The sequence below is a fragment of the Deinococcus alpinitundrae genome, from assembly GCF_009982895.1.
In the GTDB taxonomy this organism is placed as follows: Bacteria; Deinococcota; Deinococci; order Deinococcales; family Deinococcaceae; genus Deinococcus; species Deinococcus alpinitundrae.
Genome location: NZ_WXZL01000005.1, coordinates 33,724 through 49,931, shown reverse-complemented (window position 1 = coordinate 49,931; position 16,208 = coordinate 33,724). Strand labels below are relative to the sequence as shown.

At 67.8% G+C, this 16,208-nt stretch carries 17 protein-coding genes; 8 read left to right on the top strand and 9 right to left on the bottom strand.

The features are described 5' to 3' along the window. Nucleotides 1-132: 132 nt before the first annotated feature. Together GUI70_RS06040 and GUI70_RS06035 are read right to left on the bottom strand one after the other, a co-directional pair. Nucleotides 133-756 (bottom strand): biotin transporter BioY, encoded by a 624-nt coding sequence (locus GUI70_RS06040; protein WP_161881412.1) that lies wholly within the window; start codon nt 754-756, stop codon nt 133-135. A 147-nt stretch (nt 757-903) separates the two neighbouring features. Beyond that, complete coding sequence (locus tag GUI70_RS06035; protein WP_237724735.1) at nt 904-1,899, bottom strand: biotin--[acetyl-CoA-carboxylase] ligase; 996 nt, start codon at nt 1,897-1,899, stop codon at nt 904-906. A gap of 208 nt (nt 1,900-2,107) precedes the next feature. On the opposite strand from GUI70_RS06035, the gene GUI70_RS06030 reads away from it, so the two are divergent. The 3 genes from GUI70_RS06030 to GUI70_RS06020 are packed head-to-tail and all read left to right on the top strand — an operon-like array spanning nt 2,108 to nt 3,208. Next, nucleotides 2,108-2,329 (top strand): hypothetical protein, encoded by a 222-nt coding sequence (locus GUI70_RS06030; RefSeq protein WP_161881411.1) that lies wholly within the window; start codon nt 2,108-2,110, stop codon nt 2,327-2,329. A gap of 49 nt (nt 2,330-2,378) precedes the next feature. Beyond that, on the top strand, nt 2,379-2,840 hold the full coding sequence (locus GUI70_RS06025; protein ID WP_161881410.1) for a VOC family protein: 462 nt from the start codon (nt 2,379-2,381) through the stop codon (nt 2,838-2,840). After that, a complete protein-coding gene (locus GUI70_RS06020; protein WP_237724734.1) occupies nt 2,837-3,208 on the top strand; it encodes a VanZ family protein in 372 nt (123 codons plus the stop codon). Before GUI70_RS06025 ends, GUI70_RS06020 begins: the two co-directional genes overlap by 4 nt. Here the strand turns inward: GUI70_RS06020 and GUI70_RS06015 are convergent. The 3 genes from GUI70_RS06015 to GUI70_RS06005 are packed head-to-tail and all read right to left on the bottom strand — an operon-like array spanning nt 3,205 to nt 8,467. Continuing rightward, a complete protein-coding gene (locus GUI70_RS06015; RefSeq protein WP_161881409.1) occupies nt 3,205-4,239 on the bottom strand; it encodes a hypothetical protein in 1,035 nt (344 codons plus the stop codon). The genes GUI70_RS06020 and GUI70_RS06015 overlap by 4 nt on opposite strands. A gap of 47 nt (nt 4,240-4,286) precedes the next feature. Then, entirely contained in the window at nt 4,287-7,205 is a 2,919-nt protein-coding gene (locus GUI70_RS06010; RefSeq protein WP_161881408.1) for an LPS-assembly protein LptD, read from the bottom strand. Then, nucleotides 7,202-8,467, bottom strand: a complete 1,266-nt coding sequence (locus GUI70_RS06005; protein WP_161881407.1) for a SpoIID/LytB domain-containing protein — start codon at nt 8,465-8,467, stop codon at nt 7,202-7,204. The genes GUI70_RS06010 and GUI70_RS06005 overlap by 4 nt, the downstream gene beginning before the upstream one ends. A 91-nt stretch (nt 8,468-8,558) precedes the next feature. Here GUI70_RS06005 and GUI70_RS06000 point away from each other — a divergent pair, with 91 nt between their 5' ends. The 3 genes from GUI70_RS06000 to ilvA all read left to right on the top strand — a co-directional run bounded on the left by GUI70_RS06000 (nt 8,559) and on the right by ilvA (nt 11,771). Next, complete coding sequence (locus GUI70_RS06000; protein WP_161881406.1) at nt 8,559-9,707, top strand: FAD-dependent oxidoreductase; 1,149 nt, start codon at nt 8,559-8,561, stop codon at nt 9,705-9,707. Continuing rightward, nucleotides 9,704-9,955, top strand: a complete 252-nt coding sequence (locus tag GUI70_RS05995; RefSeq protein ID WP_161881405.1) for a hypothetical protein — start codon at nt 9,704-9,706, stop codon at nt 9,953-9,955. The genes GUI70_RS06000 and GUI70_RS05995 overlap by 4 nt, the downstream gene beginning before the upstream one ends. A gap of 310 nt (nt 9,956-10,265) precedes the next feature. Then, nucleotides 10,266-11,771 (top strand): threonine ammonia-lyase, biosynthetic, encoded by a 1,506-nt coding sequence (gene ilvA / locus GUI70_RS05990; RefSeq protein ID WP_438503454.1) that lies wholly within the window; start codon nt 10,266-10,268, stop codon nt 11,769-11,771. Nucleotides 11,772-11,784: 13 nt separating this feature from the next. On the opposite strand, the gene GUI70_RS05985 is transcribed toward ilvA, so the two are convergent. The 4 genes from GUI70_RS05985 to GUI70_RS05970 form a co-directional block, all read right to left on the bottom strand. Next, nucleotides 11,785-12,165, bottom strand: a complete 381-nt coding sequence (locus GUI70_RS05985; protein ID WP_161881403.1) for a hypothetical protein — start codon at nt 12,163-12,165, stop codon at nt 11,785-11,787. A 19-nt stretch (nt 12,166-12,184) separates the two neighbouring features. After that, on the bottom strand, nt 12,185-13,246 hold the full coding sequence (locus GUI70_RS05980) for a M20/M25/M40 family metallo-hydrolase (protein WP_161881402.1): 1,062 nt from the start codon (nt 13,244-13,246) through the stop codon (nt 12,185-12,187). Nucleotides 13,247-13,325: 79 nt separating this feature from the next. Beyond that, a complete protein-coding gene (locus GUI70_RS05975) occupies nt 13,326-13,805 on the bottom strand; it encodes a hypothetical protein (RefSeq protein ID WP_237724733.1) in 480 nt (159 codons plus the stop codon). 139 nt (nt 13,806-13,944) lie between these two features. Next, nucleotides 13,945-14,472 carry a DcrB/PsbP domain-containing protein gene (locus tag GUI70_RS05970; protein WP_161881401.1) on the bottom strand — a complete coding sequence of 176 codons (528 nt, stop codon included), beginning with the start codon at nt 14,470-14,472 and terminating at the stop codon, nt 13,945-13,947. Nucleotides 14,473-14,561: 89 nt separating this feature from the next. Between GUI70_RS05970 and def the strand changes: the two genes are divergently transcribed. Together def and fmt are read left to right on the top strand one after the other, a co-directional pair. After that, nucleotides 14,562-15,197 carry a peptide deformylase gene (def, locus tag GUI70_RS05965; protein WP_237724732.1) on the top strand — a complete coding sequence of 212 codons (636 nt, stop codon included), beginning with the start codon at nt 14,562-14,564 and terminating at the stop codon, nt 15,195-15,197. Beyond that, nucleotides 15,194-16,165, top strand: a complete 972-nt coding sequence (gene fmt / locus GUI70_RS05960; RefSeq protein WP_237724731.1) for a methionyl-tRNA formyltransferase — start codon at nt 15,194-15,196, stop codon at nt 16,163-16,165. The genes def and fmt overlap by 4 nt, the downstream gene beginning before the upstream one ends. The last annotated feature ends 43 nt before the right edge of the window (nt 16,166-16,208 follow it).

Genomic DNA, 16,208 nt, shown 5'->3' with positions numbered 1-16,208 from the left:
ATCCTGCGCGACCGCGTCTGAGACAGCATAGGTCTCTTCTGGGTCTGTGGGCCTCGAATCGGTTATCCACAAGTTATCCACAGGCCCTGTGGATAAGCCTGTGGATAACTTTGCAGCACTCGACTGTGAGACTTAGCGGCGGCGCAGCAGCGCCCAGGCTCCCGGCAGCAAGGCAGCGGCCAGCGCCAGTTTGATCAGGTCACCAGGCAAAAAGGGAATCAGGCCCGCACCGAGCAGCGCCTGACCGTGTAGGCCGGTCAATGCGCCGAGCACCGGCAAGCCGATGGCATAGATCACGGCATTGCCGAGGAGCATCGTGGCCGCCATGCCCCAGGGGGTGCGGTCGGCGGCGAAGCGCTCGACCAGCCAGCCGACCAGGCCGGCAGCCAGCACGAAGCCGATCAGGTAGCCGAGGGTGGGGGTCAGGCCGCCTCTGGCGCTCAGCAGCGACCCCAGGCCGCCCGCGAAGACCGGCAGCCCCGCGGCGCCCGCTGCCAGATACGTCAGCAGTGCGGCGGCTCCCTGGCGGCTCCCCAGCGCAGCCCCGACCAGGAGCACCGCCAGCGTTTGCAGAGTCAGCGGCACCGGGACCATCGGCACGCTGATCTGGGCACAGACGGCCACCAGCGCCGCACCGCCCACGACCAGAGCCGCCGTGCGCAGCGGGGTGGACTGGGTTCTGGAGCGGGCCTTGGCCGGAGCGCTGAGGGCGCGGGCGAGGGTGGGGTGCAGGAGCTGGCTGGAAGACTGGGTCATGGAGGTTTCCTTTGCCGCGAAAGTGGGCAGCTACTTAGAATTGAGCCTGTGAAACGTCGTTAGGAGGAGCCGAGGTGCATGAGTCTAGAGCATTTGCCCGCCGCCTTCACTGCGCTCGGGCGACACTGCCGCACGAATGAGGGCGGCTCAGCGCGGCGCTTCCGCCGCCAATGCTCCGATCAGCGCCACATCACCCGCGCCGATGGTGAGCAGCTCACCTGCATCGGTGACGACTTGCAGTTCGCCGCTGCCGGTCAGGGCCTGGGCCTGCCCGCTGACCGGGCCGCCGGAAGTCTGAACCTGGACCCAGCGGCCCAGGGTGAAATTGGCTTCTCGCCAGGCGTCCAGAATCTCGGCGTCCGGAGCGCTGAGCCAGTGCTCCAGCGCCCGCAAAATGGCCGCCAGCAGCTCGGCCCGGTGCCAGCTTCGCCCCGGCGCGAGGTCGGCCAGGCAGGCCGCGCCGCCGGGCGCAGCCGTGACATTCAGCCCGATGCCCAGCACTGCCCGGCGCACCGATCCACCGCGCAGCTCGGCTTCCAGTAGGATGCCCGCCAGCTTGCGGCCCTGCGGTGTGATCAGGTCGTTGGGCCACTTCAGGCCCGGCACGCCAGCAGCCGGTTCAGCCGCAGTGGCCAGATAGCTGAGGCAGGCCTCCCGCAATGCCACGCCCGCCGCCAGCGGCAGCAGCGGCAGGCGGCTGAGCTGGAGCGGGGCCAGCAGCACACTGAAGGTGAGGCCCGCGCCCGGCGGCCCGGCCTGCGCCGCCTGCCACACCCGCCCGCGCCGCCCGCGCCCGGCGGTCTGCGACTCGGCCAGCAGCGCTGCGCCCGCTGGGGCCGGAGCCTGCGCGTCGTCGGCCCAGCGCCGCAGCTCGTCCTGGGTGCTGCCGACCTGCGGCTGGTAGCGGTAAGCGCCCGAAAATCCGGCGGCCCGCAGCGCGGCGGGCGTCGGCGTGCCGGGCCGCAGGGCGTGGCCGTGAACAGAAGTCTCCAGCGGCACGCCCAGCTCCCGCAGCTGATCGGCCAGCTCTGCCAGATTGTCAGGGTGGAGGCCGAGCCGCGCCGCCAGGGTCGCCGGAAGCTGGGGGCGTTCGGTGAGGGCGGCGAGCAGAGCGGTGGACCATTGGTCGGGCAGGACAGTCACGCCGGGCAGTCTGACCTGCCGGGCCAGGCCAGCGCAAATCGGCGAGAGGGACCGCCAAGATGGACGGCAGTCCAAGGCCGACCGGGGGCACTCTAAAGATCCTCCTATCCGCCCGGCGAACCGGCGTGCTTGAATAAGCATCCACTTCAAATCCGCTCTCCTTCTCTCCAAGCGCCCGCTTGGTGCGGCCCTGCCCAGGAGGCTTCGTATGTCCGACCCGGCCCAGCTGTCCTTTGCGCCCGACGTTGTCCTGCCACTCCCCGGCCTGCGTGGAGGTCGGCTTTACCGCGATCTGTCGGAGTTGCCTGCCTGCGTGACGGTGAGCGTCTCGGTGGAAATCTACGCGGATGACCAGACCGAGGCGTTCGTGCGCCCGGCGCGGCCCGCTGCGGCCCGATCCGATTTGGCCCGCCCCGGTCTGGTTCAGTGAGCCTTACCAGGGCACCCGTCCACAGCAGCGCTGACCTAGACTGCTGGACATGACCGGGCCAACCCCTGAACTGCCTTCCACCCCGCTTGCGCTGACCCACCTGACCCTGGACCATCTGGCGATTGCCACTCCCGATCTGGAGAGCGGCAGCGCGCCGTACCGGGCCCTTGGCCTGCACCCGGAAGGACCGGACGAAACGGTCGAGAGCCAGGGGGTACGGGTGCGGGCCTTCGTGGTGGGCGGCAGCCTCATCGAACTGCTCTCCCCCACCCGCCCGGACAGCCCGGTGGCCACCTTCCTCACGCGGCGCGGCGCGGGGCTGCACCATCTGGCGCTGCGGGTTGCAGATCTGGACGCCGAGATGCGGCGGCTGCGGGCAGCGGGAGCGGTCTTTTTGAACGAGGAGCCGAGAGCGGGGCGGGCCGGAACGCGGGTGGCCTTTTTGCACCCGAAGTGGGGCGCAGGCACGCTGATCGAACTCGTCGAGCACCCGGCCGGGCACGGCGCTTGAGGCCCGCCAACCGGGTCTGGTGGTGGCCTGCACTGGCGCTGATGGCCCTGCTGTGGTGGCTGAGCAGCACGGCCGATCCGCTGGGGGTGGCGCTGGCGCATCCGCTCGACTGGGCCGCGCACTTCCTGAGCTACGCGGCGCTGGGCTTTTGCCTGGGCCGGGCGTGCGGCTCGTCGGCGGCAGGCTGGCTGCTGGCCGCCTGGTTCGGGGCCTTCGAAGAGGTGCACCAGGCGTTCGTGCCGGGGCGCGACGCGGGAATTGGGGACTGGTGGTTCGATCTGCTGGGCGGCTGGGCCGGGAGCGTGGTGCTGGGCAGCGGCCTGAGCGAGTGGTGGCCGGGCCGCGCTGAGCAGCGCAAGGCTCCTTAAGGTTGGGCTTTGGCCGCCGGACCGCCCAGCGGAATCAGCCAGGTCACGGCGCGGGGATTGTTGAAGTTGGCCAGATTCGTGCCGCGCCAGCCGTTGCCCGCCAGTCCGTAGGCGCTGTCGTACTGGCTGAGGGTGGCGTCGCTGAGGGCGTACAGGGTGCCGTCGGGCGCGTAGGTCAGGTCGCGCAGGTCGTTGAAGTAGGCCGGAACGCCTGTCGTACTGCCGTTCCAGATCAGCAGCGGGTTGCTGGCGGTGCTGCGCCAGCTTGCCAGCAGGCGGTCGTTGGTGTAGAGGCGCGAGGCGGCGCTGCCGAGCTGGGCGGCGGCGGGCAGCGCCGTGAGGGTACCGGTGTCGCTGAGGGTCTGAACGCCGGTTTCGGTGGCGGCGTACACCACGTTCCTGTAAAAGGCCAGGTCGTTGACGGTCGGCAGGGTGACGGGCGTGCTGAGGCTGCTGCTGCCGTCGGTGTTGCGCAGCACGCGGATCAGCTCCGAGCCGCCGCCCACCGCCGGATGCACGGCCCACACCACGTCACCCTGCACCGCCAGGCGGGTTTGCAGCGGCGTGCTGGGCGTCGGCGCGGGCAGCGTGGCGCTCATGGCGATGCTGCCGTCGCTGCGCCACACCACCACCTGTTGCAGCGCGCCGCTCCCGCAGTCCGACAGGGCCGCCAGGCGGTCACGCGCCACGCTGGCCTCCAGCTTGACATAGCAGGGCTTGAAGGCCGGGTCTGCCGGATTGGGCCAGGTGGAGGGAGCGCCGAGATTGGGATTGCGGACTTCCAGATGATCGCCGTAGAGCAGCGCCAGCCCCACGCCGCCGGGCAGCGTCTCCAGGTCGAGCGCGCCCGGCACGCTGACGCTGAGCTGCGGATCTACTTTGCCCACGTCCACCGCGCTGAGGGTCGCCGCGCCGCCCGTTCCCGCCAGCACTGCCAGCCGGATCGTCACCGCGTCCTCGGTGGTGCCGGTGCAGGCCGAGAGCAGCGCGGGCAGCAGGCCCAGGGTGAGCAGGGAAATCAGTCGGCGCATGGTGTCGGCTCCTTGAAGGTGGGGAGGTCAGGTCGGCGTGGTCGAATCTATTTGTTGTTGAGGTTGAAGATCGGGAATTTGCTGACCCCGGCGGTGTTCTCGAAGGCCGAGACGTTGCCGGAACCGGGAATGACCAGCCCGACCCGGAAGCGCCGGGCGACCGGGTTGATCTCGGCTTGAAACGCCCAGCAGCAGCGGTCCACCGTGAGCAGCAAGACAGGTTGCAGCGGCGTGGTGTCGGTGCGAACGCCGTTCACCCAGGTCAGGGTCTGCTGGAAGGTAGCGGTCAGCGCGGCGTCGGGGCGGTCGCTCTGGCCAAAGGTAAAATTGAAGGCCAGGGGCTGCAGGCTCAGGGTTTCACTCAGCGGCTGGTTGGGGCCGTAGACGGGCGCGCGGGTGTAACTCGCCAGCCCGCTGAGCGCCACCCGACGACCAAACTGCCAGTCGCCGCTGAGACTGGCGCTCTGCACATAAAAGGCGTCTTTCTGCTGACTGCCGGGCAGGGCCAGGGTCGCCTGGGCGCTGATACGCTGGGCGGGGCGGGCCGCCGTCAGTGCGCCCGTGAGGGTGGGGCGGGTCCAGCCGGTGGTGGCCAGGTCGTAGGGACCGCCGTACTGAAGGTTCCAGGTCAGGCTGCTGGGCGAGGTCTGGCCGCTCGAAAATGAGCTGGTCGAATACGGGTTGCCCGAGTACTGGCTGGCCGAGCCGTAGGACTGCGAATACCCGCCCGGCACGTTGCCCACGCTGAAAAAGAGGGTGTCGCTGGTAAAGGCATTTTGAGCCGTGGCGTTCTGCAGCGTGCCCTTGGGCAAGGTCAGGCTGTGGGTGCTCGAAAAAGCGTAGCCGCGCCAGTTGACGTTCAAGTTGCCGTCGAGATGGGGGCTTTGCAGGTTGACCGTCTCGTTCAGGCTCAGCGTCACCGGATTGATCACCGCGTCGCGGGTCGCCACCGCCGCCGCGCTGACGGTCACGCTTTGCAGCTCGCGCTTCTGGAGGTCCTGAACCAGCGACACCCCGAAGGTATTGGTCCGCACGCCGCCGATCGCCCTGACGCTGGTCGTGAAGGGACCGGGGCCGGAGAGCGCCGTGTAGCTGCCCGAAAACGAGACGTTCAGGCCGCGCGCCGCCGACGCGCCGAACGAGCCGTTGGCAGTCACACTTTCCAGGCTGCCCTTGAAGAAATTGTTCTTGACATCGAGGCCCAGTTGCACCGGCTCCTGCGCCACACTGACGTTCAGATCGGCGGCGGTCTGCTGATCGGCGGGCAAAATCAGGTCGTAGTCCTGCGAGAGCCGCACCGCCACCCCGGAACCGGGCGTCAGGTTGAGGGCCGCGCCCAGCGGCGCGCTGAGCAGCTTGCTGTCAACGCGGTCGAAGGCGAACGGACTGACCCCCTCGCGGCGCAGGTACTTGTAGCCCACCGTGAAGCTGCCCGCGCTGCTCGGCAGATTGAGCGCCGTGCCGTAGGCGTTGTAGGTGGGTGTGTAGCCGCCGCTGACCATCCGCACCCCGAAGGCCTGGGTCAAACTGGCCGACAGACTCAGATCGACCACCCGCTGCCCGCTGAGGTAGTAGCGGCCCGTGAAGGTGTTGGTCACGTTCAGGTCGGCGTTGCGCCAGGGCCGCGCCAGATAGGTGATCTGGTGTTCCTCCTGCAACCGGGCGGTGGCGTAATTGGGGCCTTGCAAACTGGCCGCGCGGCTGAGCGGGTTGCTGGCCGCCACGTAGTTGCCCGCCGTGATCCGGAAATCGGCGCTGAGGGTGCTGCCGTTTCGGTACGTCACCAGATACGGATCGGGGTCGAGCACCACTTCCGGCTTCTTGAGCGGCGCGCTCAGCGCGGTGGTCGGCTCGGGGCCGCGCCGGTCGGCCACCGTCACGTTCACCTTGACGTTGCCGAAGGTCTTGATGTTGGTCAGGGTCACGTCGGCCTGACCATTGATGCTGGTCACGCCCTTGTTGGTGTCGGTGGGATCCAGCCCGATGTCCTGGCGCAGCGCCGCCACGCTGTAGACCAGCCCGCCGGGCGCAGTGTTTTCCAGGTCAGCGTGCCCCTTGGCAGCGAAGCTGTAGTTGACGGCGTAACCAGTGGTGAAGGTGCCGTCCGGGTTGACGGGATTGGGTTCGGCCAGTCCTGAAACACTCAGGCGATCGAGGCTCGGCAGTGGCGCGTAGACGGTGAACTCGCCGCCGCCGCCGAAGCTGGGCGATCGGTTCTGGTAGTAGCGCAAAAAGGTGGTGCCCAGCACGTTGTTGCTGAAGGCGAACGGCAGATCGGCCTTGAAGGTGCGCCCGTCCACGGCGTCGTTGGTGTAACTGAGTTTGGGCTGGCGCGACGGTTCGTTGAGCGGCAGCGCCACGATCGGCAGGTACAGCACCGGCACGCCCGCCAGCAGCAAGGTGGCCTCGTAGCCGATCAAGCGGTCGCCGGGGTAGAGCAGCAGCCGCTTGGCCTTGAAAGCGTAGTCGTTGGGGGTGCGCCCGCATTTGGCGCAGGGCGTGAAGTAACTGTTCTGGGCGCTGAGCTGCCCCGGGACCCGCTCGACGGCCTCGCCGCGAATTTCCAAGTTGGCGTCGCTGATGATCACATCCTCGCCGCTCACCGCTTGGTTGCCGAGGTTGACCACCAGGTCCGAGCCGGCCAGATGCTGCACCGCGCCCTTGTCGTCAATCGCGTCGTAGCGGCCCGGCCCGATCAGGGTGAGGGTGCGGCGGCTGCGGTTGAACTCCACGCGGGTCGCCACCACCACGTCGTCGTCGACGCGCAGCTCGACCCGCTCGCCGCTGATGACCACGATCTCCTGATCGTCGACCTTGTTGAGTTCGAGCCGGTCGGCCTGAATGATCCGGACGGTGCGGGCCTGCGCGCTGCCCAGCCCCAGCGCCAGCAGCCCGGCGACCAGGGCGGCGGCGCGGCGCGGTTGAAACTGCGTCGGAGTGTGCAGAGAGGCTTTGGTCCGGCTCACAGGTTCAGAAAAGCCACGGGATAGGGAATGAGCGGATCAGCGAGGCGAGCCGCAAAGAGATCAGCGTCCGGCAGCGGCGCAGGAATCACGGCGGCCAGCGCAGGCACCGCACCCCGGCGGGCGGCCACCGCCAGCGGCAGGGTCGTCCCCAGCTCGGGGCGGGTATTGGCCTGAGCCTCGGTTAGTACGCTGATCTGCGCGCCGGGGTAATAGAAGGCGAGCAGCGCCAGGTCGCTCTTGCCGCTCTCGGCCAGGCCCCTGGCTCCCCACTGCGACAACCCCACCCCGTGCCCGGAGCCGCTGCCGGTCAGGGTCAGCAGTCCGCCGTCCACGCTCAGCTTGACTCTGGACGACTTGGCCCCCAATGAGCGCACGAAGCCGCCCGCGTTGGCCCCAGCCAGCGTCTGGCTGCCGTTTTCGCCTACGAAACTCAGCTGAATGACCCGCCCGGAGGCGCTGGTTTTGCTGACCGAGACGCTGCTGAGCTGACCGAGCTTGACGCCGTAGCGCCTCGCCACTTCCTCCACGCTGCCGAGCGGGGCGGTGATGACCCAGGGCTTCTGGGCGGTGGGCGACGTCGGGTCGGGTTGCGCTCTGAGGTAGGGAATGTCGCGGCCCCAGGCTTCCAGGCTACTGGCGGTGTAGCCGCCCGAATCCGCCGAGAAGTAGGTGTCGGCCAGCTGGCCGCCGCTGCTGACCACCTGGGCGCGGGTTTCCAGAATGGCAGCATCCGAGAGGGGATGCTCTTTGGCCACGCCCTCGTAGACCTGGCACTGGGTGGTGGCGCACAGATCGTAGGGAGCTGCCGGATTGATGCGCGCGGCGGCGTAGGTCCGGGCGATGATGGCCTGGGCACGCACCGCCGCTGCGGCCCACAGGGGCGGCATCTCGGCCGGCACCACGCCGCGGAGGTAATCCTCGATATCGACGACGTTGATGGCCTGCACGCCGCTCTTGGTGGCGCGCAGCGTCAGCCCACCCCGGTAGCGGCGTCCGGCGACTTCCAGGGTGCCGCCCGGATTGGCGGGCAGGCTCAGCAGCGCGCTGCCGGTGTCCTGGCCGCCCAGGGTGAGCTTGCCGCCGCGCACCCCGATGCTCCAGAGGGTCGGCGCGCTGGTTGTGCCGGGCGCTGCCGGGGTGGACGCAGTGTTGACGCTGAGGGTCGCCTGGCTGGCGATCAGCACCCGCACGTTCTGGGCATTGCACAGCGGCGCGGCGCACAGGGCGGCGAGGGCGGAAAGCAGCGCGGGGAAAAGACGCATGAAGGCTAGCTTAACCAATTTCTCTGGTCAGCGACGTGAGAAGCCCGCCCGGATGGGTGAGAGCGTGGGGCCGGGCGGCATACTGCCGGAGATGAAGTTGCCGAACGCAGGTCAGGTTTACGCGCACGTCGGGCAGCCCTTTGCACCCACGCCCTACGATGTGGTGGTGCTGGGCGCGGGGCGGATGGGCGCGCTGGCGGCACATTTTCTGATGGTGCAGCATCCCAGCCTGAAGCTGCTGCTGCTCGACCAGGGCGGCCTGCCCAACGAGGAGGGCGCGACCATCCTGGCTCCGGGGGTGTGGACCGCCGATGTGCCGGAAGCGCAGCGTGAGCGGGCCGACTTCACCCGCCGCCTGATCACGGGCGAGCTGAGCGGGAGCGACGGCGGCCTGGGGCTAAGCGGCCCCCACGACGCGCCGACCCTGGCACGCGGCTTGGTGGACCTGCTGCCGGAGGCGGCGTCGGGCAGCGTGGCCGTCTCGGAGCTCGAACGCCTGCCCACCGACCTGTTCGACCCGGCTTTGCTGCCCTATGCCCGATTCGACCCGACCGCCCTGACTTACAGCGCCGCCTCGCTGACCACCCGCGCCGCCCAGAGCGCCGTGCGGGCCGGGGCCGATCTGATGCTGAACGTGGAGGCCGTGCCCACACCCACCGGCGTGGAACTTCGCCGCCTGAGCGTGACCAATACCCATAGAATCGTCGTTCACGAAACGCACCCTCTGGAGGCCCGGCAGGTTGTCGTGGCGGCGGGGGCGGGGGGACCGGCCCTGGCCGAGAGCACGCTGGGCACAGTGACGCACCACGCCAGGGCCTACCGGCAGTTGCCGAGGCTAAACCTGCCGACCACCGACACGACCCCAGTCCTCCGGGCGGCGGGGCTGACGCTGCGGCCCCACGCCGGGGGCTTCACGGTCATCCCGGCCATTCACCACCGCGACCCGCACGGCTACTTACCCACCGGGGGGCGGCTGAGCGGCGTGCCGGTGGGACTGCGCCGCGAGACCCTGGAGGACGTGCTCTGCGCGCTCGATGCCTTGCCCGCCCTGGGCACCGAGGCGCTGGAACTGGGCCGCAGCGTCGTGGACGTGCCGGGCGCGTGGCTGGCCCTGCCGGAGAGCGGCTGGCCGATGTATCAGCCGCTCAGTGAGCGCCACTGGCTGCTGCTGGGCGGCGAGCGGGCCGACGTGGTGGGCGCAGGCGTGGCGCGGGAACTGGCGGCGAGGATAGACAAATGAGCGATCCAGAAAATTTTGGCGAAGTCGACTTCAAATCTGAAAAAGTGATCATTCTAGACAGATCGGTCAGTCCTTCCTTATGTCATCTCGAACAGCTTGAGGAGTTCCAAGAAGACATTCTTTATATAGAATATAATACTGGGCAATACGGGATAGATATCGGTTGGTATCCAGCTTTTAGTATTGAAGGTCAATATACGATTGCCTTGATTGAGGATAACAGGTGGGATAAACCTTTGAAATCCTAACGATCTCAAAACGATCAGAGCATACTGGATATGCTTAAGGCATACGTGAATTTTATCTCTAAACATCTGACTTACGAAGACAGAAAACGCTGAGTAGCGCCCCCTTCCACCGCCAGCGCTCAAGGCGTAGACTGCTCGCCATGCAGGCCCGAATTATTTTCACCACCGGGTAAACTGGGGCCCTCTTTCGCGCCCACCGTTGACCCCTGACCTCGTGTTGGGGGCTTTTTTTGTTTGTTCCAGGGGAGATTCGCCCATGACCGAACCCACCGTCCTTGCTCCGCCCGCTCTCCCGACGACGCCGACCAACATGGACTGGGTGCGCCGGGTGCTGACCAGCCGCGTCTACGACGTGGCGATTGAAACCGATTTGCAGCTCGCCCCGCAGCTCTCTCAGCGCCTCGGCAACACCGTGCTCCTCAAGCGCGAGGACCAGCAGCCGGTGTTCTCGTTCAAGCTCAGGGGCGCGTACAACAAGATGGCCCAGCTCAGCCGTGAGGAGCAGTCGCGCGGCGTTATCACCGCGTCGGCGGGCAACCACGCGCAGGGGGTGGCCTTCAGCGCCCAGAAACTCGGTGTGCGGGCCGTGATCGTGATGCCAGTGACGACGCCCGAAATTAAAGTGCAGGCCTGCCGGGCGCGGGGAGCCGAGGTGGTGCTGTTCGGCGACTCGTTCAGCGACGCCGAGGCGCACGCCTACAGCCTTCAGCGCGAACTCGGCCTGACCTTTGTGCATCCCTACGACGACCCCGACGTGATCGCCGGGCAGGGCACGGTGGGCCTGGAACTCCTCTCGCAGGTCAAGGCCGACGAGTACACGGTGTTCGTGCCGGTGGGCGGCGGCGGCTTGATCGCGGGCGTGGCGGCCTTCCTCAAAGCGCTCAAGCCGGGCGTGAAGGTGGTGGGCGTGGAACCCGACGACTCGGATGCCATGACCCGGAGTGTGCAGGCCGGGGAGCGGGTGCGGCTCGATACCGTGGGCCTGTTCGTGGACGGCGTGGCGGTCAAGATGGTCGGAGAGCACACCTTCGCGCTGGCGAGCGAGTACGTCGACGACTGGGTAACGGTCAGCACCGACGAGGTCTGCGCCGCCATCAAGGACGTGTATGACGACGCTCGCGCGGTGATGGAACCGGCCGGAGCGCTGTCGGTGGCGGGTCTCAAGAAGTACGCCCGGCAGCACAAACTGCAGGGCCAGACACTGGTGGCGCTGACCTGCGGAGCCAACATGAACTTCGACAGGTTGCGCCACGTCGCCGAGCGGGCCGAGATCGGCGAGCAGCGGGAAGCCATTCTGGCCGTCACCATTCCCGAGCGCGCCGGGGCCTTCAAGGCCTTTTGCATGTCGATCGGCGTGCGCCAGATCACAGAGTTCAATTACCGCTACGCGCCGCGCGACGAGGCCCGCATCTTCGTGGGTGTGCAGCTTGAGCACCCCGACCAGCGCCCTGAACTGGTGGCCGCGCTGGAGGCCCAGGGCTACCCGGTCACCGATCTCACCAAGGACGAACTCGCCAAGGTGCATGTGAGGCACATGGTGGGGGGCCGCGCGCCGGAAGCGCAAAACGAGCGGCTGTACTCGTTCGATTTCCCCGAACGGCCCGGTGCGCTGCTGGCGTTCCTGACCCAGCTCCAGTCGAGGTGGAATATCAGCCTGTTTCACTACCGCAACCACGGCAGCGCGCACGGACGGGTGCTGGCGGGCATTCAGGTGCCCGCCGCCGAGCTGCCCGACTTTCTCGAATCGGTGGAGGCGCTCGGCTACCCGGCCCACGACATGAGCCAGAACGCGGCCTACAAACTGTTCCTGCAGTGAGGGCAACTCATCTTCATCTGCGCCGGGTCAGCGCTCCGGCCAGCAGGCCCACCACCAGCGGCGCGGCGATCAGCAGGGCGAAGGTCTGGACACTGCTCTCACCGATCAGGTGGGTCAGCGGGCGGCCCAGCCAGGTGCCCAGCGGACTGATCAGCCAGCTCACCGCCGTCCAGATCCAGGCGCTCAGGCCGTAGCGCTGGGCGGTCTGCTCGGCGGCGCGCAGGGCCAGCCAGCCCAGAACGATGACCAGCACGCCCGGTAGGGCCACCAGCACCGCGCGCGGCCCGGGCGTGGAGCGCGCCGCGAAGAAGCCCAGCGCCAGTGGCCCCAACAGCGGAATCCAGCCGGTGAGAACTGCCAGCAGCAACAAGAAGAGGGCGCTCAGCCAGGCCATGCCCCCAGCTTAGCGCCCGTTATTCATGCATGTAGCCGCGCACGAAGCGCTGCAAGACGCCCAGGCCGATGCTCAGGCTGCCGGGCTGCACCCACTCGTCTTCACGGTGGGCATTGCCGCCCCGGTAGACCCCCAGCGCGATGGCCGGAACACCGTGGGGCGCGGCGGCGTTGGCGTCGGTGCTGCTGGCGGCGGTCTTGATCTCCAGGCCCACCGGCTGCCCGGCCAGCCGCGCCAGCCGCAGCAGCGTGTCGGAATGCAGATCGCCGCCGGGGCGGTTGCCCACCGCTTCGAGCTGCACATGCACCCCCACCTGCCGGGCCGCGCCGCGCACCGCGTGGTGGGCTTTGATGTCGAGGTCGGCCAGCACCTGGGCGTCGAGCGAGCGCAAGTCGAGCAGCAGTTCGGCGCTGCTGGCGATACTGTTGACGCTGTTACCGCCCGAGGCCACCCCCACGTTAAGGGTGGTGCGCGGACTGTTGGGCAGCGGGATGCCGTACAGCGCGGTCACGGCCAGGCCCAGGGCGTGCAGGGCGCTGGGCGACTGATCGCCCCAAGAGTGCCCGCCCTGCCCGGTAAACACCACCCGGTAGCGCCGGACCCCCACCGCCTTGGTCACCGCCACACCCAGGTAGCCGTCCACGGCGACAAAAGCCGCTAGGTCCTCGGCGTGGGCCGAGAGCAGCGCCTTCGCGCCGCGCAAATCGCCCAGCCCCTCCTCGGCCACGTTGGCCGAGAGCCACAGTGGGCGGCGCAGCTGCGAGGCGTCCAGGTCGCGCAAAAAGGCGGTCAGCACTGCCAGGCTCGACGAGTTGTCGCCCACGCCGGGGCCGATCAGCCGTCCGGCCTCCTCACGCACCGTCACGTCGGTTTCGGGGCCGAACACCGTGTCGAGGTGCGAGGCCAGCAGCAGCGCCTTGCCGGACGCCGGACCCAGCCGGAGCAGCACGTTGCCTGCCGCGTCGCGCGTGGGGGCGTACCCGAGTTCGCGCCACAGCTCCTCAATAAGCTGCGCCCGCAGCTCCTCGTGAAAGGTCGGCGCGGGCGTCTGGGCAATCCGGGTCAGGTAAGCGAGCGGCACGGGGCCAGTCTAAGGCACGGCACCAGCCCGTGCAGCGGGACATAACCCACTTAGAGGGGGTCTCAGGCGGGGGGAGCGGTCAGCGGTTGCCGCGCAGCAAGCTGCTGCCGATGACCCCGGCCAGCCCCACCAGCCCGGCCTTGACCAGCGGGCTACTGAGCATGCCACCCTGCGAGAACGCCGCTTCCAGCGGGCTTTTGCCGTTCTGGGCCGGAGCCTGTGCCGCCTGGCTGTAGGCGTTGGCGAGATCCTGGGGATCGTTGACGTTGACGTTTTGCACCGGGTTGTTGGGGTCCTGCACAATGGCGTTGCCGATCTGCTGGCGCTGGTTGGGGTCCATGTTCTGGAAATAACCGCCCAGCACCCGGCTGCGCTCCTCGGGGCTGGCCTGCTGTAAGTACGACTGCACGTAGGCGGCAGCCTCCTCGGGGCTGACGGTACCGTCGCCGTTGGTGTCGCGCACGTCACCGGCCTGGGCCATGCGCTGGTGCATGTCCTGGGCCTGGGGGTTCTGGGTGTTGCCGAACAGATTGCCTAAGCTGCTGAGATCAAATGCCATGTCGCTGCCTCCTGATATGGAAAAGACTGAGAATGAAGCTTCTCTTGCCTTTCCACGCTAGGCCCGGCGAGCCAATGCCGCGTGAGGCGAGCCTAAAGTGCCCTGAACGAACATTTCTGCTCAATGCGGCGGGGCCGTCTCAGTTGATCTTGAAGCTGTTGAACATCTTGTTGGCGATCTGCTTGTCCTGATCGAAGCTGGTCTGCGGCGCGGCAAAGGTCAGGATGTAGGCCTGATTATTCTTGAGGGTGAAAATCTGAATCCAGTGCATCGTTACGGTCGGCTGGCCGCTGACCGACTGACTGCCCAGGTAGTTGAGCAGGTGGCCCGGCAGCCCGCTCACGCTGATATCGGCGTCGCCCAGCACGCTGAGATCCTTGACGTTCTCCTTGGCCTGCTTGAGCATCAGCAGCCGCACGTCGCTCAGCGTGACTTTCATGGCAGGCAGCACCTTGATCACCGAGACGTTGAAGCTCGGCGGCACGGCCCCGCCCGTTTCCGGCGCGGCCAGCGCCACGTCCACGCCCGGCACCTTCTTGCTCTGCCAGTCGTCGGGCACACTGAGGGTGTAGGGATAGGCCTTGCTCTTGAAGGTGGCGGCCTGGGCCACCGGAAGCGAGCCGAGCAGCGTGGCGGGCAGCAGGGACAGCAGGAGGGCGCGTTTCATGCTGGGCAGGCTAGCAGCGCCCGGCTGACGGAGGGTGAGGGCGGGGGGCCAGCATCCCCCGGCCCCGAACCCGCTAAAATAACGCCACTGTGCCCAAAGTTCTGCGTCCTCATCCCAGCGTGTACCCGCTTCGCCTTTACGGCGACCCGGTGCTGCGCCGCAAAGCCAACGCCGTGACTGACGTGACGGCCCCCGTAAGCGTGCCGGGCTTCGCGCCGGTCAGCCTTAAGCAGGTCGCCCGCTCGCTGTTAGAAACCATGTTCGAGGCACGCGGCGTCGGCATCGCTGCGCCGCAGGTCGGTTTGTCCACCCGCTTGTTCGTGGCCGTCGAGTACGAGGACGACGAGGAGGAAAACGAGGGCCAGGACAAGCCGCTTCGCAGCAAGATGCTGCGCGAGTTCGTGTTCGTCAACCCGGTGCTGACGGTCCTCAACAAGAAAAAAGACGACCAGATGACCGAGGGCTGCTTGTCGATTCCCAACATCTACGAAGAGGGTGTCAAGCGCAACCGCGCCGTGCGGGTCGATTACCTCGACCTCGATGGCCAGCCGCAGAGCATCGAGGCCGAGGACTATCTGGCGCGCGTCTTTCAGCATGAGATCGATCACCTCAACGGCGTGCTGTTCCTCGACCACCTGCCCGCCAGCATCACCGACGAGTACCGCAAGGAGCTGAGTGCCCTCCAGCGCCAGTCGAAGGCCAACCTCAAAGAGTTGGAGGGTTGATCGGCTCAACTCAGGCCCAAGCAAAGTTGCGCCGCCGGGTAGCCTTTTTCGGCTCGCCCGCCTTCGCCGTGCCGGTGCTGGAAGCGATTCTGGATGCGCACGACGTGGTGCTAGTGGTGGCCCAGCCCGACAAGCCGGTGGGGCGCGGCCTGAGGCTGACCCCGCCGCCGGTGGCCGCCCGCGCTCATGAGCTGGGCTTGCCGCTCGCACAACCGGCCCGGCTCAAAAAGAACACCGACTTTGAAGCCGTGCTGCGAGGCTCCGGCGCCGACGTGGCCGTCACCTGCGCCTACGGCAAGATTCTGCCCGCCGCGCTGCTCCAGGTTCCCCGCTTCGGTTTTCTCAACACCCACACCAGCCTGCTGCCCTCGCTGCGCGGTGCGGCTCCGATTCAGTGGGCGCTGATCTCAGGCCTGAGCACCACCGGCACCACCATCATGCAGACCGACCCCGGCATGGACACCGGGCCGCTTTTGTTGCAAGAAGCGCTGGACATCGCCGCCGACTGGACCAGCATGGACCTCTCGGCAGCGCTGCAACTTCAGGCCGCCCGGCTGATCGTGGCGGCGCTGGACACGCTGGATACCCTGAACCCCCAGCCGCAGGACGGCACTCAGGCCACCCACGCCCCGATGCTGGACAAATCGGACGGCGACGTGCGCTGGCACGAGTCCGCGCAGGCCATCTACAACCGCTACCGGGGCGTCTATGCCTGGCCGCAGACCAGCGCCTTTGTGAGCGGCAGGCGGCTGAAGGTGCTGGACATGCGCCCGGTGCAGGCATCGGGGCCGCCCGGCGAACTGCTGAGTGTCAATGCGGCGGGCCTGACGGTGGCCTGCGGTGAGGGTGCCTTGCTCATCAGCACCGTGCAGCCGGAAGGCAAGAAAGCGATGGCGGCGGCGGACTGGCAGCGCGGCGGCGGGCTGAATGTGGGCGGGCGCTTCGACCTCACGCCGATGCCCGGCTAAATCAGCCCAGCGTCTAAGTCAGGCTGCCGATGCGCCGTGCGCC